The sequence below is a fragment of the Nocardioidaceae bacterium SCSIO 66511 genome, from assembly GCA_023100825.1.
In the GTDB taxonomy this organism is placed as follows: domain Bacteria; phylum Actinomycetota; class Actinomycetes; order Propionibacteriales; family Nocardioidaceae; genus Solicola.
The window spans coordinates 2,559,589-2,581,344 of record CP095846.1 but is presented as its reverse complement, the minus strand read 5'-3'; the positions used below and the strand labels follow the sequence as shown (position 1 = coordinate 2,581,344).

The 21,756-nt window shown below is 66.2% G+C and carries 22 protein-coding genes and 1 tRNA gene; 12 read left to right on the top strand and 11 right to left on the bottom strand.

From position 1 onward, the window contains the following. Positions 1–146: 146 nt before the first annotated feature. From MU582_12090 to der, 9 genes are read left to right on the top strand one after another with little or no spacing between them, the layout of a single operon-like run. A complete protein-coding gene (locus MU582_12090) occupies positions 147–959 on the top strand; it encodes a ParA family protein (protein UPK77161.1) in 813 nt (270 codons plus the stop codon). Beyond that, positions 944–1,306: a hypothetical protein gene (locus tag MU582_12085; GenBank protein UPK73185.1), complete on the top strand. Its 363-nt coding sequence runs from the start codon at positions 944–946 to the stop codon at positions 1,304–1,306. Before MU582_12090 ends, MU582_12085 begins: the two co-directional genes overlap by 16 nt. Beyond that, the gene (locus MU582_12080; protein UPK73184.1) at positions 1,303–2,148 is read left to right on the top strand and encodes a segregation/condensation protein A; all 846 of its coding nucleotides are present in this window, start codon (positions 1,303–1,305) and stop codon (positions 2,146–2,148) included. The genes MU582_12085 and MU582_12080 overlap by 4 nt, the downstream gene beginning before the upstream one ends. Next, on the top strand, positions 2,141–2,776 hold the full coding sequence (gene scpB / locus MU582_12075; GenBank protein UPK73183.1) for an SMC-Scp complex subunit ScpB: 636 nt from the start codon (positions 2,141–2,143) through the stop codon (positions 2,774–2,776). The genes MU582_12080 and scpB overlap by 8 nt, the downstream gene beginning before the upstream one ends. Beyond that, on the top strand, positions 2,773–3,504 hold the full coding sequence (locus MU582_12070; GenBank protein UPK73182.1) for an rRNA pseudouridine synthase: 732 nt from the start codon (positions 2,773–2,775) through the stop codon (positions 3,502–3,504). The genes scpB and MU582_12070 overlap by 4 nt, the downstream gene beginning before the upstream one ends. Further along, positions 3,501–4,565, top strand: a complete 1,065-nt coding sequence (locus tag MU582_12065) for a prephenate dehydrogenase (GenBank protein UPK73181.1) — start codon at positions 3,501–3,503, stop codon at positions 4,563–4,565. Before MU582_12070 ends, MU582_12065 begins: the two co-directional genes overlap by 4 nt. Next, positions 4,562–5,224, top strand: a complete 663-nt coding sequence (gene cmk / locus MU582_12060; protein ID UPK73180.1) for a (d)CMP kinase — start codon at positions 4,562–4,564, stop codon at positions 5,222–5,224. Before MU582_12065 ends, cmk begins: the two co-directional genes overlap by 4 nt. Before the next feature lie 16 nt (positions 5,225–5,240). After that, on the top strand, positions 5,241–6,005 hold the full coding sequence (locus MU582_12055) for a 1-acyl-sn-glycerol-3-phosphate acyltransferase (protein UPK73179.1): 765 nt from the start codon (positions 5,241–5,243) through the stop codon (positions 6,003–6,005). After that, positions 6,002–7,339 carry a ribosome biogenesis GTPase Der gene (der, locus tag MU582_12050; GenBank protein UPK73178.1) on the top strand — a complete coding sequence of 446 codons (1,338 nt, stop codon included), beginning with the start codon at positions 6,002–6,004 and terminating at the stop codon, positions 7,337–7,339. The genes MU582_12055 and der overlap by 4 nt, the downstream gene beginning before the upstream one ends. 21 nt (positions 7,340–7,360) lie before the next feature. Here der and MU582_12045 read toward each other — a convergent pair whose 3' ends face one another. Next, positions 7,361–7,714 carry a DoxX family protein gene (locus tag MU582_12045; GenBank protein UPK73177.1) on the bottom strand — a complete coding sequence of 118 codons (354 nt, stop codon included), beginning with the start codon at positions 7,712–7,714 and terminating at the stop codon, positions 7,361–7,363. A gap of 102 nt (positions 7,715–7,816) precedes the next feature. Here MU582_12045 and MU582_12040 point away from each other — a divergent pair, with 102 nt between their 5' ends. After that, positions 7,817–9,169, top strand: a complete 1,353-nt coding sequence (locus MU582_12040; protein UPK73176.1) for an HNH endonuclease — start codon at positions 7,817–7,819, stop codon at positions 9,167–9,169. 73 nt (positions 9,170–9,242) lie between these two features. Next, positions 9,243–9,319: transfer RNA gene (locus tag MU582_12035), tRNA-Pro, on the top strand. 37 nt (positions 9,320–9,356) lie between these two features. On the opposite strand, the gene MU582_12030 is transcribed toward MU582_12035, so the two are convergent. From MU582_12030 to MU582_11990, 9 genes are all read right to left on the bottom strand, one after another. Further along, entirely contained in the window at positions 9,357–10,580 is a 1,224-nt protein-coding gene (locus tag MU582_12030; GenBank protein UPK73175.1) for a site-specific integrase, read from the bottom strand. Further along, positions 10,577–10,777 (bottom strand): helix-turn-helix domain-containing protein, encoded by a 201-nt coding sequence (locus MU582_12025; protein UPK73174.1) that lies wholly within the window; start codon positions 10,775–10,777, stop codon positions 10,577–10,579. Before MU582_12025 ends, MU582_12030 begins: the two co-directional genes overlap by 4 nt. Positions 10,778–10,795: 18 nt before the next feature. Beyond that, positions 10,796–12,628, bottom strand: coding sequence for a replication initiation protein (locus MU582_12020; protein ID UPK73173.1), 1,833 nt, complete (start codon positions 12,626–12,628; stop codon positions 10,796–10,798). Then, on the bottom strand, positions 12,625–13,008 hold the full coding sequence (locus MU582_12015; GenBank protein UPK73172.1) for a hypothetical protein: 384 nt from the start codon (positions 13,006–13,008) through the stop codon (positions 12,625–12,627). The genes MU582_12020 and MU582_12015 overlap by 4 nt, the downstream gene beginning before the upstream one ends. Further along, positions 13,005–13,367: a WhiB family transcriptional regulator gene (locus MU582_12010; protein UPK73171.1), complete on the bottom strand. Its 363-nt coding sequence runs from the start codon at positions 13,365–13,367 to the stop codon at positions 13,005–13,007. Before MU582_12010 ends, MU582_12015 begins: the two co-directional genes overlap by 4 nt. Then, entirely contained in the window at positions 13,364–14,794 is a 1,431-nt protein-coding gene (locus MU582_12005; GenBank protein ID UPK73170.1) for a hypothetical protein, read from the bottom strand. Before MU582_12005 ends, MU582_12010 begins: the two co-directional genes overlap by 4 nt. A 311-nt stretch (positions 14,795–15,105) precedes the next feature. Further along, a complete protein-coding gene (locus MU582_12000; protein ID UPK73169.1) occupies positions 15,106–15,525 on the bottom strand; it encodes a hypothetical protein in 420 nt (139 codons plus the stop codon). Between the two features lie 143 nt (positions 15,526–15,668). Further along, positions 15,669–16,835 carry a flavoprotein gene (locus MU582_11995; protein ID UPK73168.1) on the bottom strand — a complete coding sequence of 389 codons (1,167 nt, stop codon included), beginning with the start codon at positions 16,833–16,835 and terminating at the stop codon, positions 15,669–15,671. A 35-nt stretch (positions 16,836–16,870) separates the two neighbouring features. Then, the gene (locus MU582_11990) at positions 16,871–18,103 is read right to left on the bottom strand and encodes a helix-turn-helix domain-containing protein (protein UPK73167.1); all 1,233 of its coding nucleotides are present in this window, start codon (positions 18,101–18,103) and stop codon (positions 16,871–16,873) included. Between the two features lie 236 nt (positions 18,104–18,339). On the opposite strand from MU582_11990, the gene MU582_11985 reads away from it, so the two are divergent. Then, positions 18,340–20,016, top strand: coding sequence for an AAA family ATPase (locus tag MU582_11985; protein UPK77160.1), 1,677 nt, complete (start codon positions 18,340–18,342; stop codon positions 20,014–20,016). A gap of 544 nt (positions 20,017–20,560) precedes the next feature. Here MU582_11985 and MU582_11980 read toward each other — a convergent pair. Further along, the gene (locus MU582_11980) at positions 20,561–21,196 is read right to left on the bottom strand and encodes a hypothetical protein (GenBank protein ID UPK73166.1); all 636 of its coding nucleotides are present in this window, start codon (positions 21,194–21,196) and stop codon (positions 20,561–20,563) included. Between the last annotated feature and the right edge of the window lie 560 nt (positions 21,197–21,756).

Below are 21,756 nucleotides of genomic sequence, written 5' to 3'. Positions count from 1 at the left end.
CGGCATTGCATAGAGTCCTGCGAGATACTGGCGTCTTGTCGAGAAGTCGACGGATCGAGGCTGATGTGAACGACGCGGGTGGTGACCTGTTCGGCAATGCGGTGCCCGTCGAGGAGTCCGCGACGTCGGGCCCGACCGGACGACCGATGCCGACACTTCCCAAGCCCGCGCCGCCCGACGGCAGCCCGGCCCAGGTGATCGCGCTGTGCAACCAGAAGGGCGGCGTCGGCAAGACGACCACGACGATCAGTCTCGGCGCGGCACTCGCGGAGACCGGCCGTAAGGTGCTGCTCGTCGACTTCGACCCGCAGGGTTCGCTCACCGTCGGGCTCGGCATCAACGCGTACGACCTCGAGGCGAGCATCTACAACCTGCTGATGGACCGCGACCAGGACGTACGCGAGGTCATCTGCAAGACCTCGGTCGACGGGGTCGATCTGATCCCGTCCAACATCGACCTGTCGGGCGCGGAGATGCGGCTGGTCACCGAGGTCGGCCGCGAGCAGACGCTGGCCCGGGTGCTGCATCCGCTACGTCGCGAGTACGACGTCATCCTGATCGACTGCCAGCCCTCGCTCGGCCTGCTCACCGTCAACGCGCTCACCGCGGCCAACGGCGTGATCATCCCGCTCGAATGCGAGTACTTCGCGCTCCGCGGCGTCGCCCTGCTCAAGGAGACCATCGACAAGGTACGTGAGCGGACCAACTTCGACCTGCAGATCATCGGGCTGCTCGGCACGATGTACGACAGCCGTACCCTGCACGGGCGCGAGGTGCTGCAGACCTTGGTCGACGGTTGGGGCGACACCGTCTTCCACACCGTGATCCGGCGCACCGTGAAGTTCTCCGACTCAACGGTCGCCGGTGAGCCGATCACGACGTACGCGTCGACGTCGTCGGCCGCGGAGTCGTACCGTCAGCTCGCTCGGGAGGTTCTGGCACGGTGTCACGTCGAGTAAGGCTCCCGGGGGCCGACGAGCTGTTCCGGCCGACCAGCCCCGTGGAGGAGGAGCGGCCGGCCGTCGAGCGACCTGCCCCTGAAGACGCGCCCCCCGCGCAGCCCGAGCCGGCTGCCAAGCGCACGCCTCGGGGAAGTGGCCGGGTCAAGCACGACGAGAAGATGACGGTCTACGTTACGGCCGACGAGCTGCTCGAGATCGAGCACGCGAGACTGTCGCTGCGCCGTCGGCTCGGCCAGGGCGTCGACCGCGGCCGTCTCGTACGCGAGGCGCTCGCTCTGGCGCTCGCCGACCTCGAGGAGAACGGCGACGACAGCGAGCTGGTCCGCCGCCTGAGGAAGAAGTGACCGATACGCAGCAGGTGAGCGACAACGGGGCGTTCTCGGTCCATCTCGACGTCTTCGAAGGACCGTTCGACCTGCTGCTCGGCCTGATCGGCAAACACCAGCTGGACATCACCGAAGTCGCGCTCTCGGTGGTGACGAACGAGTTCATCGCGTACGTCAAGCAGATGGAAGCCGACCAGCTCGAGGAGACGACGCAGTTCCTGCTCGTCGCCGCGACGCTCGTCGATCTCAAGGCGGCGCGGCTGCTGCCGCAGGCAGAGGTCGAGGACGAGGACGACCTCGCCCTGCTCGAGGCGCGTGACCTGCTGTTCGCGCGGCTGTTGCAGTACCGCGCGTTCAAGGACGTCGCGAGCGCCATGGCCGAGCGGCTCGCGGCCGAGCAACGCCGCTACGCGAGGTCGGTCAGTCTGGAGCCGCGGTTCGCGAACCTGCTGCCCGAGGTGCTCATCTCCGTCGGAGTCGACGACCTCGCCGAGCTGGCCGCAAAGGCGATGGAGCCGAAACCCGAGCCGGTGCTGTCCCTGGCACATCTGCATGCGCCGCAGGTGAGCGTACGAGAGCAGGCTGCGGTCATCGTCGACCGGTTGCGCCGCAGCGGTAGTGCGACGTTCCGGTCGTTGACCGCCGACGCCCCCGACACGTTGACGAAGGTGGCGCGCTTCCTGTCGCTGCTGGAGCTGTTCCGCGAAGAGGTCGTGGCCTTCGAGCAGGTGACGCCGCTCGGCGAGCTGCACATCCGCTGGACCGGTTCCGACGAGGGCGAGGTCGACGTCGGCGAGGAGTTCGACGAGGACGAACCCATGATCCCTGACCAGCCCGACGAGGAGGGCGACGATGACTGAGAACACGCCCGGCGAGCGCGATCCGGAGCTCGAGCTGGAGCTGCTGCCGCTGGAGCCGGCGCTCGAGGCCGTCCTGATGGTCGCCGATGAGCCGTTCGACCATCTGACGCTCGCCCAGGCGGTCGGCCACCCGCCGGCCGATGTCGAGGCGGCGCTCGAACGCCTCGCAGCGACCTATGACGAACGTGAGCACGGGTTCGAGCTCCGCCAGGTCGCCGGCGGTTGGCGCTACTACACCCGCGAGGCGCTGGCGCCCGCCGTCGAGCGCTTCGTACTCGACGGACAGCAGGCCCGACTGACGCAGGCGGCGCTGGAGACGATGGCCGTCATCGCGTACCGGCAGCCGATCAGCCGTGCTCGGGTCTCCGCGATTCGCGGCGTCAACGTCGACGGAGTCACGCGTACGCTCGTCACCCGCGGGCTGGTCGAGGAGGCCGGCACCGAGGAGGAGAGCGGGGCGGTGCTGTACCGCACCACGTCGTACTTCCTGGAGCGAATGGGGCTGAACTCCCTCGACGAGCTTCCGGAGCTGGCGCCGTACCTCCCCGAGGGAGTCGGCGACGAAGAGGAGACGGTCGCCGAGGAGCCGCCGCCCGCGGAGGCACCCACCCAGGACGTCGTCGAGTGAGTGCTGAGCCCGTACGCCTGCAGAAGGTGCTCGCACAGGCGGGTGTTGCGAGCCGGCGGCACAGCGAGACGCTGATCGCACAGGGCAGGGTCGAGGTCGACGGCGAGATCGTCATGCAGATGGGCCTGCGGGTCGACCCGTCGACGGCGGTGATCCGAGTCGACGGCAAGCGACTGCCACCGGCGACACCCCACGCGTACGTCGTGCTGAACAAACCGCTCGGTGTGGTGAGTGCGATGTCCGATCCGCGCGGTCGTCCGACCCTCGCCTCGTACGTCGAGTCGCGTCCGGAGAGATTGTTCCACGTGGGCCGGCTCGACGCAGACACCGAGGGGCTGCTGTTGCTCACCAACGACGGTGAGTTCGCACATCGGATGGCGCACCCGTCGTACGAGATCTCGAAGGTCTACGTGGCCGAGGTCGACGGGCGGGTCGACAAGCGGACCGCCGGCCGGCTGAGGTCGGGCGTCGAGCTCGACGACGGCCCGGCCGCCGCCGACGAGTTCAGCATCAAGCAGGTCCACGGCGACCGCTCGCTGGTCCGGTTGACCATCCACGAGGGGCGCAACCGCATTGTGCGGCGGATGCTCGCCGAGGTAGGCCATCCGGTACGCCGGCTGAGCCGCATCGCGATCGGCGACGTACGTCTGGGTTCGCTCAAGCCCGGTGACGTACGAGACCTCTCCGCCGACGAGCTCGGCGCGCTGCTCGATAGCGTAGGGCTGTGACCGAATCGCTCGCAGGCCCCGTTCTCGTCGTCGGCTGCGGTCTGATGGGTACGTCCGCGGGGCTGGCCTTACGCCGCCGCGGCGTCGAGGTCTATCTCGAAGACCTGCTCCGCACCCATGTGGAGGTGGCTGAGTCGCGCGGTGCCGGCTCGGCGCAGAAACCGACGTCGGTGGCCATGGTGGTGGTCGCGGTGCCGCCCGACCATGTGGGCGCTGCCGTCGTCGAAGCGTTGCGCGCCTGGCCGGATGCGGTGGTCACCGACCTGTCCAGCATCAAGGTCGCGCCGTTGGAGTACGTACGCGCTGCCGGTGTCGATGCGTCGCGCTACGTCGGCGGGCATCCGATGGCCGGTAGCGAGCGATCCGGTCCGATCGCCGGGTCCGAGGAGCTCTTCGACGGCCGTGCGTGGGCGGTCGCTCCGACTGCCGACGCAGCTCCTCGTGCCGTCGAGCAGGTTCGCGCGCTCGCGACGACCTGCGGTGCGACGGTGATCGAGCTATCGCCCGACGAACACGATGAGGCCGCCGCTCGCGTCTCGCATCTGCCGCATGTCATGTCGGCGCTGGCCGCCGCGCAGCTCGACGGCGGTTCCGAGGAGCAGCTGGCGCTCGCCGGGCAGGGGCTGCGCGACGTCACCCGCATCGCGGCCGGTGACCCGCGCCTGTGGCGTCAGATCCTCGGCGGCAATGCCGCGCACCTCGGGCGACTGCTCGAGGCCGTACGCACCGACATTGATCGGCTGATCGAGGGGTTGCGTACCTCGCCGGACGACATCGTCGCGGTTCTGCAGCGTGGCGTCCAGGGCACGGGGCTGATCCCGGGCAAGCACGGCGAGGAGGGGCCTGAGCAGAGCACGGTGTACGTCAATGTGCCCGACCAGCCGGGCGAATTGGCGCGGTTGTTCGCCGATGCGGGAGAATCGGGCGTGAACATCGAGGATCTGCGTATTGACCACGATCCTGCGCGTCCGGTCGGCCTCGTCGAGGTCGTCGTGGCGAGCGATCGGGCCGACGTACTCATCGATGCATTGGGCAACCGTGGTTGGAGGGCACACCGGTGAAGTCAGACACGTTGGTCGTTGCGGTCGATGGGCCGTCGGGGTCGGGCAAGTCGAGTACGGCGCGCGGCGTCGCGCAGCGGCTCGGGCTCGCGTACCTCGACACCGGGGCGATGTACCGCGCGATCACGTGGGCGCTGCTGGAGGCCGGCGTGCATGTCGACGACGCGGACGCCGTTGCCGATGCCGCCGCCAAGGTCGTGCTCGACGTCGGCACCGATCCAGGTGAGCCGACGATTCACGCCGATGACGTCGACGTTTCCGGCCCGATCCGCGGCCCGCACGTGACGGCAGCGGTGAGTGCCGTGGCCGCCGTGCCCGCGGTACGCGAGCAGCTGGTCGCCGAGCAGCGATCGTTGATCGCCGGGTCCGGCGGCATCGTGGTCGAGGGCCGCGATATCGCCTCTGTCGTCGCGCCCGATGCCGCGGTGAAGGTGTATCTCGTCGCCGACGCCGAAGCGCGGGCGAGTCGACGCGCGGCCGAGCTCGGCGGCTCCGATGTCTCTGCGACGAAGGCCGACCTCGAGCGTCGCGACTCCTACGACTCCTCGCGTACGGCGTCTCCATTGCGTCGCGCCGACGGCGCACAGGTCATCGACACGACGCACCTGAGCCTCGACGAGGTCATCGAGGAGATCGTGCGCCTGACCAAGGAACCGTGAGGATCGTGCGAGTCGGGTGAACACCCTGGAGCACAACGAGCCCCCGCGTACCCGAGACCTGCGCCCGATCGCGCACCGGACGCAGGTGACGCTCCGCAAGCCCGGCGGCGCGGCGATGAGGTGGTGGTGGGACATCCACACCCACGGCGAGCACCATGTGCCGAGTCGCGGCCGGGCGCTACTTGCGTGTAATCACGTCGGCTGGCTCGACGGGCCGCTGATGGTGGGGCTGGCTCCCAGGCCGGTTCATGCCTTGGTCAAGCACGAGATGTTCGCCGGACAGCTCGGTCTGCTGCTCCATGCCGTCGGGCAGATCCCGGTGGAGCGCGCGACGATCGACGTACGCGCCATCCGGCGCGCCATTCGGGCTCTGCGTGACGACCGCGTCGTCACGATCTATCCGGAGGGTACGCGCGGTGACGGCGAGCTTCGCAAGATGAAGCGTGGGCTCGCGTACCTCGCGCTCGTGACGGGTGCGCCGGTGGTGCCCGTCGCGCTTCTCGGTACGCGCGTACGAGGGGAGTCCGTATCGCGGATCCCGCCGCGCGGACGCCGCATCGACATCGTCTACGGTGAGCCGATCGCGGTGAACGCCACAAGCTGGCCCCGGACTCGGGAATCCGTCGAGCAGCTGACGCGTTCGCTTCAACGCGAGCTCGTCGCGAACCTCGAGCACGCACTCGACATATCCGGGCAGCAGCTGCCCGGCCCGGCGGCCGATGAAGAGGCCAAGGAGGCCGATATGGTCGGGCTCGCCGATGACCCCCAGGAGGACAGTTGACCACCACTGGACCGACCAGGACGGTGCCCGTTCTCGCGGTCGTCGGCCGACCCAACGTCGGAAAGTCGACACTGGTCAACCGGATGCTCGGCCGACGCGCCGCGGTCGTCGAAGACACTCCCGGAGTCACCCGTGACCGCATCTCGTACGACGCGGTCTGGAACGGCCGCGCATTCACGGTCGTCGACACCGGCGGCTGGGACCCCGACGCGCAGGGCTTCGCCGAACGTATCGCCGAGCAGGCCGAGATCGCCGTGCAGGCCGCGGACGCCGTGCTCTTCGTCGTCGACGCGACTATCGGCATCACCGACGACGACGAGGCAGTCGTACGGATCCTGCGCAAGTCCGGGCGACCGGTCGTGCTCGCCGCCAACAAGGTCGACGACCAGCGCACCGAAGCCGAGGCTGCGGCTCTGTGGAACCTCGGGCTCGGCGAGCCCTATCCGGTCTCCGCGCTGCACGGCCGGGGGAGCGGCGACCTGCTCGACGTCATTCTCGACGCGCTCCCGCCCGCGCCGGAGGAGGACTTCGAGGAGCACACCGGCCCGCGCCGGGTCGCACTCGTCGGCAAGCCGAACGTCGGCAAGTCGAGCCTGCTGAACCGCGTCGCCGGGTCCGTACGCTCGGTCGTCGACGACGTCGCGGGTACGACGGTCGATCCGGTCGATGAGCTGGTCGAGTTCGCCGACCGAACCTGGCACTTCATCGACACTGCGGGCATCCGGCGACGGGTCAAGGAAGCATCGGGGCACGAGTACTACGCGAGCCTTCGTACCAACTCCGCGATCGACCGCGCCGAGGTCGCCGTGGTGCTCATCGACGCGAGCCAGCCGCTCAGCGAGCAGGACACCCGGATCATCTCGACGGTCGCCGAGGCGGGCAGGGCGCTCGTGATCGCCTTCAACAAATGGGATCTCGTCGACGAGGAGCGTCGCTACTACCTCGACAAGGAGATCGAGCGCGAGCTCGTACGCGTGCAGTGGGCGCCGCGGATCAACGTCGCCGCACGTACCGGCTGGCACATAGACCGGCTTGCCCGCGCACTCGACACCGCGCTGGAAGGCTGGGAGACGCGCGTACCGACGGGTGCGTTGAACGCATTCCTCGGCCGGCTCGTCGCCGAGCACCCACACCCCGTGCGCGGCGGCAAGCAGCCGAAGATCATGTTCGGTACGCAGAGCTCGACGGCTCCGCCCGAGTTCATCCTGTTCACCTCCGGCAAGCTGGAGGACCAGTACCTCCGCTTCATCGAGCGTCGGCTTCGCGAGGACTTCGGCTTCGCAGGATCGCCCGTGCACCTCACGCAGCGGCCACGCAAGCGACGCGCACGGTAGCGGCCTTCGTACGTCTCGGAGTCAGAGGCAGACGTAGCCGACGGCGAGTGACAGTACGAGCATGCCGGTTGCGTTGACGAACAACCGAGACGTGAAGTCGCGGGCACGAACGTGCATCGAGATCGCGATGACGAAGTACGCGACCAATGCGACACAGGTGACGAAGGCGAGGTACGGCACCCAGACGCCGAGTACGAGCCCGGCCGCAGCGGCGACCTTGATCGGCGTGAGCAGACCCCAGTAGCGCCGCGGGAAGTGGACCGCCTCCAGACAGTTGCGTACGAACGGCACCGGGCCGAGGCAGATGATCGCGTCGAACAGGGAGATCGCGGCCAACGCGACGACCGGCCACTCGGGTTCAGGCAGCGAGTCCATTCACGCATCCTTTCGTACTGGCTGGCGAAGGGGCAACGTTGTGGTGCAAGGGCCCTGACGTTCGAGACGGGTTCTGTCAGTGGCGCATGAGACGCTTATCGCATGGCTGTTCTATCGCTGCCGGGCATCGCAGATGATGATGCGCTTGAACGTGCCATGTCGGTGAAGCGGTCGCTCGCGTCGATGGAGGCGGAGCAGTTCCTGTATCTCTTGGAGTTTCTGGACGAGTGTGCGGCCGATCCGAACGTGCTGCGGCTGTGCGGGGCGGAGCGGGTGCACCCGTACGGCGGTGATGGCACTCCCGACATTCCCGAGTTCGCCGTGTGCGAGCTCGCGGCCTCGCTGGGCATGGCAAACCGCTCGGCGGCGAGCCTGGTTGCCGACATCCTCGATCTGCGCCATCGGCTGCCGTTGCTGTTCGCGTGCCTGCGCAATGGTGAGGTCGATACCTGGCGGGTACGTCGTGTCGCCGGTGGCACCAGGGAGCTGTCTGTCGAGCAGGCGGCCGCGGTCGACGAGCGGCTCAGCCAAGCCGGCGCCGACGGCGCGCCCGTCGTGGCTCGAATGTCGCGGGCACGGGTCCAGCAGGTGATTCATCAGATCGCCTACGTCGAAGACGAAGCGCAGGCGGAAGACGAAGCCGAAGAGAACCGCAAGAATCGCTTTGTCCGGATCCGCCCGGGCGGCGTCGGCGTCGATGAGATCTCGGGCACGGTCTCCAGCGGCGGTGGACGGCGGCTGCTCGCCCGCATCGATGAGATCGCAGGCTGGCTGGGCGAGATCGACTCCGCGAATGGTGCTGAGCGACGGTCCATGGACGTTCGGCGTTCGGTTGCATTGATCATGCTCGCCGACCATGAGCAGGTCGATGAGCTATCCGAGCAGGTCACGCGCCTGCGTCAGCGCTCATCGCAGGCCGACGATGCGCCATCGGAGCCCGTCGCCGATATTCCCTCGCGGCCTTCGCCGCGGCTGCCCAAGACCGTGCTCTACGTACACCTCGACGCCGCATCGGGCACCTGGTTGCTCGACGGGCACGGTCCGATCACTCGCAGCGAGGCGATGGGAATCCTCGGGCATTCGTACGTCACGATCAAGCCAGTCATCGACTTGCGCCAGAACGTCACGTACACCGGTTACGTCGCGCCGCCAAAGCTGAAAGAGCAAACGGCACTCGCGAATCACGGCTATTGCACCTTCCCGTACTGCACGAGCTCCGCATGGCGAGGCGAATACGACCACATCGTCGACTACCACGCCCGTGGGCCGACGGATGCCCGCAACGGACACCGATTATGCAAACACCACCATCGCGCCAAGACGTTCGGCGGCTGGACCGTGATCTCGCCCGCCGTCGGCACCTGGGTGTGGCGATCACCTCGATCCCGCTTCTATCACGTGACCGAATCCACGACCACGCCGCTCGAGCTCGACCTCTTCCGCTACGCCGCCTGATCCGCGCCAGCCGTTGTTCGGGCGCGTACGACGCTGCGATAGTGTTCTCTCGGTTCGCCTGAAGGCGATCCATCGGGCTGTGGCGCAGTTTGGTAGCGCACGTGACTGGGGGTCACGGGGTCGCAGGTTCAAATCCTGTCAGCCCGACCACACATTTTTGGGGCATCGCCCCAGGTCACGGCACAGATCATGCGGTCTTGCCGTTGCCGCCCACCACGCGAAGGTGCGGCGATTCGGGACCAGATCGGGACCACCAGGCCGAAAACGCCGACCCGGCAGCCTTCATCGACTCGTGATCGGGATGCAGATATCGCGCCGTGACGGCCGGGTCCTGATGGCCGGCCACCCGCTGCAGCATGTGCAGCTCGATCCCCGCATCGGCCATCCAGGTCAAGGCGGTGTGCCGCAGACCGTGCCGCACCAAGGTCGGATAACCGAGCCTTGTCACAACGGCGTCCCAGCCGGTCGCGTCGCGCAGGGTCGCGGTCGTGATGACACCGCCTCGAGGCCCACGCAGCAGCCGATCGTCTGCCGAACGCCCGGTGGTCAGCCGTACCAGTGTCGGCCCGAGCGCATCGATGATCGGCACATCACGACGCCGCCGGCCCTTGGTCGTCTTTGTCACGAGCCCGCCTCGACCGGGATACGTTTGCCGAACGACATGAATGAGGCCGTTCTCGAGGTCGACGTCCCCGACCCGCAGGCCGGCCGCCTCACTGATCCGCATCGCAGTTGTGGCAAGCACCATCGCCATGTCGCCCCACGACTGATGACGGCCCGCCGTCACGAGCTCGGCCACCAACTGGTTGAGCGTTGCGACGTCAGGTAGCGCGAGCTCTCGCGGATTCGCCGGCTCCTGGTCCGGGTGAGCGCCGGCCTTGCCGACGACCGTGCGACGAGCGCGATCCTTTGCCGGGTTCCGCGCGATGATCCCGTCGCGTACCGCCTCATCGAGCACCAGGACCAGCGCGGCCGTCGAGTTCTTGATGATCGAGCGCCCGTACCGGGTCTCCCAGTCATCGATCGCGCGATCCACCAGGCCGGCCGTGATCATGGCGACCGGTAGATGCCCCAGAGCCGGGAGTACCCGATGCCGGAGGCCGGCCGAGTACTGCTCGTACGTCGAGCTCCCATCGATCGCCCGCGACCACCGATCACCGATCGAGACGAGGTAGGTCTCGAGGGTCTGGCCAGGATCGACACCTGTCGCGGCCGCACCGCTCATCCGCTCGAGCCAGCCATCAGCCGCCTCACGCGAATGATGAATACGCTTCACGCCCTCGCGATGCCCGGTCAACGGATGAGTCCAACGAACACGCGTGCTGTATGCGATGCCGTTCTTCCGCTCGACCTCCTCGACATCGATCGTCAGCCGGACGCCGAGCGGCGGCAACTTCTCCGGCTTGCTCATGCCGCGGCCTGTTCAGCGAGCTTCTCGGTGATCCACGCCTCGAGGTACTCCTCGGGATAGCGATACACGCTCCCGACGTTCAGGAACCGCGGACCGACATCATCCAGCCGCCACCGCCGCATCGTCGCCACATGCACCCGAAGGCGCTTCGCCGCTTCTGCCGTCGTCAATAGCCGACCTACGCGTTGCACTTCCATCCTGATCACACCCTTCTGTCATGCCGCCACGATGGCGGTCCGTTGCCGAATTGCCGAATGATCGTGAGGTGGCCCGTCGCGGTCCGTGCGAGCTCGCTTAGCCGCTTCGTATTGGTTGCGTCGTTTGATGCGTTCGATGATGGATTGCCGAAAGGCGGTGTTGAGCGCGTCGACACCATCGGGGTCTTCGAGGTCGACGCGTTCCCAGTCGTAGCGGGGTGTGCCGTCCTCGAGGGTCTGCGAGGTGGCGTAGCGCTGCCGGTCGGGTGTCTCGATGCCGGCTTCGGCGAGCACTGCGCGGACGACGGCTGCACGGTCGGCACGATGCTTGTCGAGGGTTTTGCCGGTCCATTGGCGGGAGACGAGTACGCGGCGGCCGCCGTGGCCGAGGTTGTCGGGATGGTGCGCGGCGCGTTCACATTCGCCGGGTGCCATGTCGTCGTCGCAGTCTTTGGGCTGGACGCCGTATCGCAGCCAGTTCGTGCACTCGGGCGAACACGGCAGCCAGCGGACTTCTTCGACCAGGCGGTCACGGTGGTCTTGTTGTGGGTCGCTGGCGCGGTCGCCGCTGTAGGTTTCGGCGATCGACTTGGTCAGGTACTTCGTGAGATAGCCGATGCGCTTGTCGGTGCGGGGTGTGCCGGGAAGGAACCATTGCCGATCACTCTGGCTGCCGAACGACAACACGTACGCGGGAGCGGCGTCGGCTTCCTCGAGCCGGTCGAGTGCCTGGTCCCAGGTCGGCAGCAGCACGCCGGTATCGGGGTCGACATACCCGCCGGCGACCTCGTCCCAGACCGGCGGATGCTCCTTGGCGTAGACGGGATCGTCGTGGGGTGGCCACCACAGCGCGTGATACGTCGCGGCTACGACGGCATCGAACAGGCTGGCGGTGATCCCACCACGGACGGCGGCGTGCAGGTGCAGCGCGAGACGCTTCTGTGGTTCGACGCAGGCGAAGTACTGAACTTTCCAGCCGGCGCAGCGCCGCAGGTTCTGCCAGAACCGGTCGATCAGCTTGGAGAAGTGCAACGCATCCAACGCGGCCTCGCGGTAGTTGTAGTCCTCGTCCGGGTCGACCGGTGTCCCGATCAGCGGATCATCGCCGAGGTGCCGGCCACCGCAGCGACAACCATGTTTGGAATCTGAGTGCACCGGCCCGTACGACCCCAGGGTGAGGGTGAGCCAGGTGGACGGGGCGTAGGTGTTCCCGCTGGGCGAGGTCAGCTGGCGGCCGACCGTGCGCCCGCTCATCGCCTTCTTCGGCAGATCGGGGTATCCCTCGAGCCGGCGGGTCGAGCGCGTCCGCCGCTTCGACCCCTGATCGGATTCCTCGTCCGGCTCGGGCTCCGGGTCGGGGCCGGCGGACACGATCACGTTGATTTCGGAGCGCGGATCGATCAGTGCTTCGGGTTTCGGGTGCTGCTCGAGCACGACGCCGGCCGGAGCTTCGGGGTCGTATCGTTCGTCGGCCACCACCACGGACGGCGACGCGGCGAGCGGCCCGACATGAGGTGCAGCGAAGGCGACGACCTCGGCGGCGACGACGTACGCGTCGGCGAGGTCGTAGCCGGTCAGGTCGGGCACGACCACGCGTGGCGGGCCGGCGGGTTCAACACGGAGGTGCCAGCCGTCGCGGCATTGCTGTTGACGGAGCCGGCGTGCCTTGTCCGCACACGCCGCACAGACTTCGGCGCGGGTCGAGCCGCACGGGATCGCGACATACCGCACCACACCGGTCTCGCGGTCGGTCAACCGGCGCACCAACGGACGCGTACACACGCCGTAGTGCTCGGCCAGCGCGATCGCATCGGTCAGCGTCAACGAGGCGATCTGTTCACGGGTACTCATACCGTCCTCCCGTCATCGGTCCGGGTGTGCAGGTAGAGGCGGGACAGATGGCCGTGTGCGGCACTGATTTCGGTGTTCGCGGCCTGTATCGCCTGTCCGGCCGTGTCCAGTGCGAGGGCCGCACTGTGCGCGAGTGCCGCGGGGTTGGCGGGTTCGCCGGGGTCGTCGGCCCGTAGGTCGGTGCACGAGGCGAGGCGGGTGCAGCTGCGCGTCCCGTGACCGATCGCCGCGTGCAGGGTGCGGGTCAGCTCGTCCAGCAGGCCAGCGGCGTCGTAGAGCGATGCGGGGTCGGCCCACGCCGGCCGGAGATGGACCACCGCCCGCACATGTTCGGCGGCCTGTCCGAGACGGGACAGTGCTTCGGTGTCGCTGGTTGTCATGCCGCGCTCCCTTCGTCGTCGGTGCGGACACGGATGGTCTTGAGGAGCACCGCATCGACAGATGCGCCGACCGCGAGGGCGCCGTGGAGGCGTCGCCGGTCGGCTGCGGTGGTGCCGCCCCAGATGCCCTGTTCGCCATTGAGTAGTGCAGTCGCGCGACACGAGGACCGGACGCGGCAGCCGTTGCAGGTCTCGAGCGCGGGAGTCTCGAGCGGTGTAGCGACCGCGGTGTCGAAGGTCTTGCCCAGTTGGCCGCACGCGGCCTGTGTCTGCCAGCCGGTAGTGATCCGGCGCGCCAACTGGGCGTTGCGGTCGGGGTCGAGGATCGGCAGCGCCAGCTGCCCGTCAACGTCTCTCATCGGTTCTGGCCTTCCTCGAGGTCGCCGGCATCGGCGGGTATCTGGACGCCGGCGGTCTCGGAGACGATGCGGTCCCACGGCGTACGCCGTTCGAGGTTCGCGGCCGCGACCGTCGCCAGCTTCGCGTGCGAGACATGCGCAAGCCGGATGCGTTGCCACCCGTCGAGGCCACCGGACGCGACGCCGCAGCCGGGTTGTTCGACCGGCAGCCGCAGCGCGGCCGCGACCGGTTCACGGTCATCGGTCAGGTCACCGACAGCCATATCGGCGGTCTCGGCATCCTCGACACGCAGGCACACCCGTCCCGATAGCTGGGCGCGAATGTCGGTCGCACGCGGGGCGATGCTGACCGAGAACCGTTGGCCGGCGACGATCACGTGGATGCCGAACGAGCGCAGCAGCTGCACACACCGCAGCAACTTCGACATCCCATCGGCAGCGAGTGCTTTGGCGTCGCGGGTGCCTTCCTGTGGGATCGCGAGCTCGGCGATCTCATCGATCACACACACCACCTCCGGCGGCCGCGCATCCCGGTCGAGGTCGTAGACCGAATCGACACCGACCGTCTTGCACACCTCCGCCCGTGCCGCACCCAGCGCGAGGAGGTCGCCGAGCACGTCAACAGCCTGATCCTGCGACTCAGCGACCACCGACGCGCGTTCGGCATACGAGGCGGCCGCAACACCCCATTTCAGATCGATCACACAGACCACCGCATCGGTGGGCGCGAGGGCGGCGAGGATCGCTGCCAGGCCGCGGGTCTTACCCGAGCCGGTCGCGCCGACCAGCAGCCAATGCGGGCGCTCGCGTAGATCGAGCACGAACGGCCGGCCAGTCTCGAGGACCCCCACCCGCAGTCTCGTCGCCGACAGGGCGACGGGTTTGCGGACACGGCGGAACGGGTCCCGCTTCTGCACCCACACATAGACCAGGTGCGTGCGCCGGCGGTGGCGGCTGACCCGGACGTTGCCGCGCAACGACGACGACAGCGCGGGAATCGCCTTCACCACGTCTTCGTAGGTTTGCCCGTGCCGCAGTCGCAGTTTGAGCCGGTACCCGGTCGGAGTCAACACCGCACCCCAACGCCGCGGAGCACGGCGTGGCTTCTCCTGCGGGTACGGCTCCCAGCCGGCCATCGGCATCACCTTGATCTGCCCGATACCCGCGCGGGTCATCACATGCCGCCACACCGTCAGTGCTCGCAGCAGCGCCGGCGTGTACCAGGCACACCACAGCATCGCCACGAATGTTCGCAGCAGGCTGAGCAAGAGCCGGCCGACCAGCCGCAACAGCTGCCGCATTCCTTTGGCGGACAGGCCGCCGGCCTCGGCGAAGGTCACCCGCGACGCAGCCAGCCAATCCGTATCGGCCCGCAACCTCGAGGGTGCCGCCGGAGCCGGCCGTGTGGTCGTTGGTGTCGATGTCATCGCAGATCACTCCCGTGAGTGGTGGCCGTCGCCGCCAACGCGCGCTGTGCCGGTTCGATCGCCCACGCCGGCCGGAGCACGTAGGCGGGGCATATGCCGGCCGTTCGATGCGGCCCCGAGACACCGCAGAACAGGCACGGACCCGTCCGCTTGTGCGCTTCAGCGTCGAGCTCGAGGCAGGTACCGAACGGTGCCCCGAGCCGGGGGTCATCGAAGACCCGCACAGCCGGGGCACCGCACGTGCACACCTCACCCGCGACAGCTGGACGTGCCAGCGAACCGCGACGATGGCGGCGACGGCCGAACATGACTCAGGCCGCCTTGCTCTCGGCCGACTTACCCGAACCGGCCGCCGGCGTCGAGCTCGAGGACGGCTTGCCGGCCGCGGGCACGAACTCCTCAGCCGCCCAGTACTCGGTCGCCCCACCCGTCGCGCGGGTACGAACCTCGACCGTCAGCCCCTTGAACGACACCGGCGAGAACTGCCCGACCTGCGGGGCATCGACCGCACCGCACTTGACCATCGCGGTCACCGTGTTCTCGCGCCCGAACACCAGCTGGCGGTACATGACCTCGATCTGCCACAACGGCATCCCCGTGTCCGGGTCTCGCTCCTGCTCGGTCTCCGAAGGACGACGCTTCCCGCCGACCTCCTCCCAAACCATCACCGGCGACGGCTCCACACCCGTCGCCACCATCGACTGCCGCTCACTATCAACCGCGTAACGCATGATCGTCTCCTTGTCCTGTTGGAGCCCGTTTCGGGCCGTGCATCCATGACAAGGGCGGAAAGAAGGAACGACCCGGACAAACTGTCCGGGTACGTACTACGAGGGCGGGCGCGACCGTTAGCCGGCGGGTGAGGTCAGGTCGCTCACTGAGCCCATGCGGCGATGTCGAGGAGCCTCAAGCGTGACAAGCCAGCGAGCGATTCGGCCCCCTGCGTGTTGACGAGCGCTTGCTGCAGTTCGTCTAACGCCGCTGAGTTCGTCGCCAGGTCGTTTCTGATGGCGGCCCAGTAAAGTCGCCGCTTTCCACGCTGCGGGTACTCCTGTGCCGCGAGTTCTGCGTCATATCGGTAGACGCGCGCCATGGTCGAATCAAGCACGGGAAACAGGTCGGGGCGTTTCAGGTGCAGAACCTTGGAGACCTTGCCCCATCTGATGCCAGCGCACACGAAGGCGTTGAAGAGTTCCGCGGCCGCGTCATACAGGCCACCCGTCACGGCCGGGTCGGCGTCCAGAAGGGAACTCTCGGGTGGCAGTCGCTCCCAGAGCTCGGCAAGCTCCATGCCCCTGTTCACGAAGTACTCGGCCTGTGCATTGGAGATTCGCGAACCAAACACTCGGGTTTTGGCGACGTCCTCGCTCGTGACCCTGTTGTTGTGGATGACCCCGCCATGGTCGTACGACCTCAGCGTCCGACCGTGTTCAAGGGCGTACTGCATGAGTACGGATAGCGGCTCCTCGACTGCGCGTCCCGCCACAACGAGTCGCTGGGCCGAGGTGCCCTTCCCCGAAACCGTGGCGGAAGCGCCCGGTGCCAAGAGGCACTCCGTCTCCTGGATGATTTGCGGCCAGGGAAGTTCGCGGCGTGGCGAGGCGGCTCGGGGCTCGTGGAGTGGCCAAACATCCTCGCCGTAAATCAGGTGCACTCCCGCCTTGCGCAGTGCTTCGAGGTGTGACTCCCACGCCGGCTGGCGGGCGTGGGCAGCGTTGATGCGTGGGAACACCACCATCGGAGTCGTTCCGACGTTCTCGCAGAGCACGGTCAGCGCTTGAGTGTCGGCGATGCCGAGCGCGAGTTTCGCAACCGTGTTGGACGTTGCCGGAGCGGCGACAATCACGTCAGGTTTGGGATGTGGGCTCGCCTCGCTTGGCAGCCGTGATTGTGAGCGAACAGGAAGCCCGGTCAGATCGGCAAGCTTCTCCCGCTCCCCATTCTCATCCATCCAAACGGCAGCGGTCGGTGTGAGGACTACTGAGACCTGGTGCCCGCGCTCGAGCAACGGCGCGACGAGCGACACGCGCAGTTTCTCCACGCCGCCCGCTCCGCTGGCGACGATCCCAACGACACTCACTGAACCGCCCTGCAGCGTTCAGCGAGGCCGAGCAGTGCGGACTCCTTGCCTGCCGTCACAGGTGCCCGCCGATGCATCGCGCGCACTGTCTCTCGGACCTTCGCGCTGTGCCTCACGAGTTGTGGAGCTTCACGTTCGGCGTCCAATAGGTGGGGGAGCGCTTCATCGTCACGAGCAACGAGGCTCAGGGCTCGGGCCAGATCGATCTGATAGGCAACCGAACGCTCAACAGGCATGTGGTCAACGGTTACGTCTGGGCCATGCTCCACAACGTAGGCAACGTCGCCGAGGTCAAGGGCAGTCGCCAATTCGTGGAGCTTGACGTTCGTCGGCCCGAACCCGGTCTGCCAGTAGTTCGCATCCTCGCCCAGACGGTCAGCTGCTGCGGATGCCTGATGCAGGAGGTCAGTTCGCGTACCGCGGTCCTGATGCCGCGCCGCCGCGAGCGCAGTACGCAACTGCAACATGCCAGACAGGCTCAGCGCTTCAGGGTCGTCGTCCTCGACCCGATCACGAAGCCAGCTGCTCGCCGTTGCGCCAAGACTCAGCGCATCGTCATAGCGTCCGACTGCGAGCAGCGCATGAGTACCGGCACGAGCAGCCGACGCGAGCACCTTGGGATCGTCGGACTGATCGGCAGCTTGCATCGCGCGCTCAGCTGCCATCCAGGCAAGGTCGGCTTCGCCAATCTTCGACAGCGTGGATGCGCCGAGGTGGTGAATACGCGCTGACACGGCCCACGCCGCTCGAGCGTCGACCAGATCGCCGGCCGCGTCCTCGAGCTGCTGTGCGCTCGCGATCAGCGACGGCAACGCCGAAATCGTGGAGCCGAGCCGACCGCGCTGGAAGTCACTCCACGCCATCTCCGCTAGCCGCTGGACCGGGCCCACCTCGATCGGCGCAGCCTCGTTGCGACCGAACAACACACGAGACAGCCGGCGCGGCGCCATCAGGGCATCGCGGATGGCCGGCACGTTGTCATCCTCATTGTGTTCATCCTCAACGAGCACCGGCTGACCGAGCAGGTCGCCCATCGTCACCCGAAGCGCCTGCGCAACCTCGGCCAGAACATCGAGCCGGCGAACGTCCCGCTCCCCGCGCTCGATCTTGCTCAGCCAGTCCTCCGACCGCCCGACCAGGCCAGCGAGGACACCCTGAGTCAGACCGCGCCGGCGACGGTAGAACGCAATGCGCTCCCCGATGCTGAACTGGTCGCCCGCTCCACGCATGACACCCACGATACGGCTGTGCTCGTGATCGGGCCATTCATCTTACGGCCACGCCACGATGTCTCGCAGTTCGTCGTTCGGCAGAACGTGCAACAAGCCGTGCCCCAATGCAGTAGCCTTCGATCCGACAACTTGACTCATTGGGGAGCGGGTGAGGACACGTGCTGAAGCGGCTGCGCCTGCGGAACTTCCGATCATTTAAGGACTTCAGCATCTCGTTTGGCACCGGTTCCTACATGGTTGGGCCAAACAACGCCGGTAAGTCTACGATCCTGACGGCACTGCGCACAGTCGACGTACTATTGCGGTACGCGCATCGCCGAAAGCCTGATCTGACCGCTGTTGATGGCAATCATACCGTTCGCGGATATCCTATTAACCTACGCGAATTCCCTGCGCTTAGAGACAGCCTCAGATACGAATTTGGCGACGAGGAGACGCGACTTGAATTGGAATGGAAGTCGGGGGCGCGACTTACTGCGGTATGGCCGGAGGAGACAGAGGCAGATGGGCAAGCAGGCGGATACTTCTACCTCACTCAAGCGAACTCTTATCCGGTAAATAGTCCAACACAAGCAAAGTCCAGTTTCCCTCCGTTAGGTGTAATTCCAATCCTCACACCGACCGAGCACTCTGAGCGCCTGTTGGAGGACGGGTACGTAAAGCAAAGTATATCGGGCCGGTTAAGCAGTCGCCACTTTCGAAATCAGTTACGCCTCTTGGACGAAAGCGGTCAACTTGAGGAGTTCTTGACGTGGGCACGACCTTGGATGAGCGATATATCATTCGACACGCTCGGAAAACATCTATCCGATGAGGGCATGATGGTCGAGGCGTTCTTCTATGAAGGTCGAAGCCGTGTGCCGAAGGAGATAGTGTGGGCGGGCGACGGTATCCAGGTCTGGCTGCAGCTCCTGTACCACATTCATCGTGTGCGTAACCATGAGAGCATTATTCTCGATGAGCCCGAGGTATATCTTCATCCGGACCTGCAACGGCGGCTGGTGCACCTCCTCGAATCCACCGGCAGGCAGATACTCGTTGCCACTCACTCCGCTGAGATGGTTGCAGAGTCTGACGGGCGGTTGACCACAATGGTGGACAGCAAGCGGAAGCGTGCAAGTCGGCCAAAATCTGACGCAGATTTCGAGAGACTCTCAACAACGCTCGGAACAGCATTCAACTTGCGCTTGGCGAAGGCATTGCAATCGCGGGTGGTTGTGTTTGTGGAGGGTAAGGACATGTCGGTCCTGCGGCGATTCGCGAAGGCTCTCAGCCTGGGCCACCTAGAGAGCGAGACTGGCGTGACGATCGTACCCCTGAAGGGTTACAGCAACTGGGGGCAGGTTGAGCCGTTTAGGTGGATTTGCGAATCGCTCCTTCCGGACGCCCTTGACACGTTCGTGATTTTGGATCGAGACTATAGGCCAGACGGTGCGCGTGACGATGTCATTTCCCGATTGCAGCAGTCGAGGGTTCATCCTCATGTCTGGGAACGGAAAGAGCTGGAGAGCTACCTTCTAACACCGATCGTCATTGCCCGACTGTCCGGCGCAAGTGAGAAATTGGTCACGGATTGGCTGACAGACATAACCGCGGACATGGAAGACGACGTGTTTAGTCGTTTGCTCGACGATCAGCTAAGATGGGAAAAGAGCGGTAGTCGCCACGCGGTTCAAGTGACTTCTGATTTCAAGACACTGTTCGATACGCGGTGGAAGGACAGCGATTTTAGGCTTCGCACGTGCCCGCCAAAGCAGATCATCTCGAGACTAAATGATCGACTAAATGGGAGCTCGCACAGGACTATCTCGATAAGTGCTCTCGCGCGTTCCCATCGGAAAGTGGAGATATCAGCGGAGGTAGCTCGAGTGCTAGGAGATATCGAGGCTAAAGTATCCTCTAACACGTGAGCATCGCCTCACGCCATTGAATCGATGCTTCCGGCATCCAGACCCCAACCGCTCTGAGAACCGCACGCACCTGCTGAGACAGGACGGCACCTGTCGGCACCTGTTGGCGGGCCAACTGCCGAGTTTGGCTCTCTAGGGTCAAGGCGCGCGCCGCTACGCGGCGCGCTTCGCTCCGTCGCGCCACGCGACCGGGCATGCGGACCTTCGGCCCGTTCCGGGCCGCTCGCGCTCGGAGCTACACGCACCGCTACCGGCGCGCTCACAACGCACGAGCCGCGAGGCAATGGTCGGCGGAGCGAGCTTGTCGACCTGGCCGTTGAGCCCCGTCCCCTGATCGGTCCATTCTTCGGCCTCCGCTCCACGCGTCAAGAGCGCTCCTACGTCGCGTCACTCCGTGATCGAGCAAGCTCGACCCTTGACCCGCTCCACTCCGACCTACGAGCGGCACCTATCAGGGGATGGGGCAGGAGTGGCCGGCGACCTGGTGTTGCGATTGGGCGCGGATCAGATCGGGCAGTACGTCGGGTACATGTACGAAGCGCGGCTACTGACCCTCGTCCTCGAAGGGCCCTTCGAGCTCGACTGCACGACGTTCGAACACGCGATGCCAAGCTTCTGGCCGATAGTCGCCCACGCCGAGCATCTGGTTTACAGGGTCGGCAGGGTTCTCCGCGCCGTCCAGCCTATGCATCCACAGCTGCTCGATGTCACCGTCACCGGTGATGTCGGCGAGGATCTCTCCCCACTCATAATCGTCCGAGCGGTTCGGAAGTGACTCAAGTCGGGCGCTAAGCGTCGCGTCGTCGCTAATGGCATCAAGCGCCGCATCCTTCCATCCCCTGCCCTCGGCCATATGAACAACGGCCTCCTCCGCCGGCGTGCGAGGCGCGAGATCGTCGCCGGTACGCATCGCTTCCTCCATGCGGTCGGCGGCCTTCATCGTCTCTGTCCACCAAGCGAGCGACTGCCCACGCGTCACGAGCGGGAAGTCGTTCAGGATCATGCTCTGGGGATCGCCAGCTACAGTTTCAACTTGTTCGCGGCCGCCACGTACGTCCGCAAGGTCAGAGTCGATCGCCATTGCAACGTGGCCTAACGCAACCCACATCACGAAGCGCGTCCTCGGCGTTAACGGCCAGGAATCGTCATCGGCATAGTCGACGAACTCATCGGTGCTCACATCAGTCTCCCGTCGCGACGACCATCGAGTCGAAACGGCACCCTACTCCTGTTCACCGACACAGCACGCGTCGTCGTATAACTCGTGCACATCCAGCCGGTAGGAAGTCGGTATATCCGAGCGATCACCCGTCAATCGCGGGCACCTTGTGCGGAGTCCGATCGGACTTTCGCCCCCGAATTCTCTCGTTGGCCGGACGCGAGGTCGAACCGCCCGACCTCATCCCGTGCGTCCTCGCGTGCCTGCACTCAGGACTACTGTGCCGTCGTCCAGAATCGGGACCAAATCGGGACCAACGGCATGCGCAACGGTTGCTCGAGGTGCGTTCGGCGTACCACCAGCACCACCCTGAACCCCGGAATCTCGGGGCAGAGACATGATGCCGCGACCTGGGGGTCACGGGGTCGCAGGTTCAAATCCTGTCAGCCCGACACAAGACAACGAGGTTGGACCCGGCGGCGCCGGGTCCAACCTCGTTGTCATCGGGGGACATGATGCCGGGAGGAGGAGCGCACGGCGAGGTACGAGCCGGACGCGACGACGGCTCCTGTCAGCCCGAC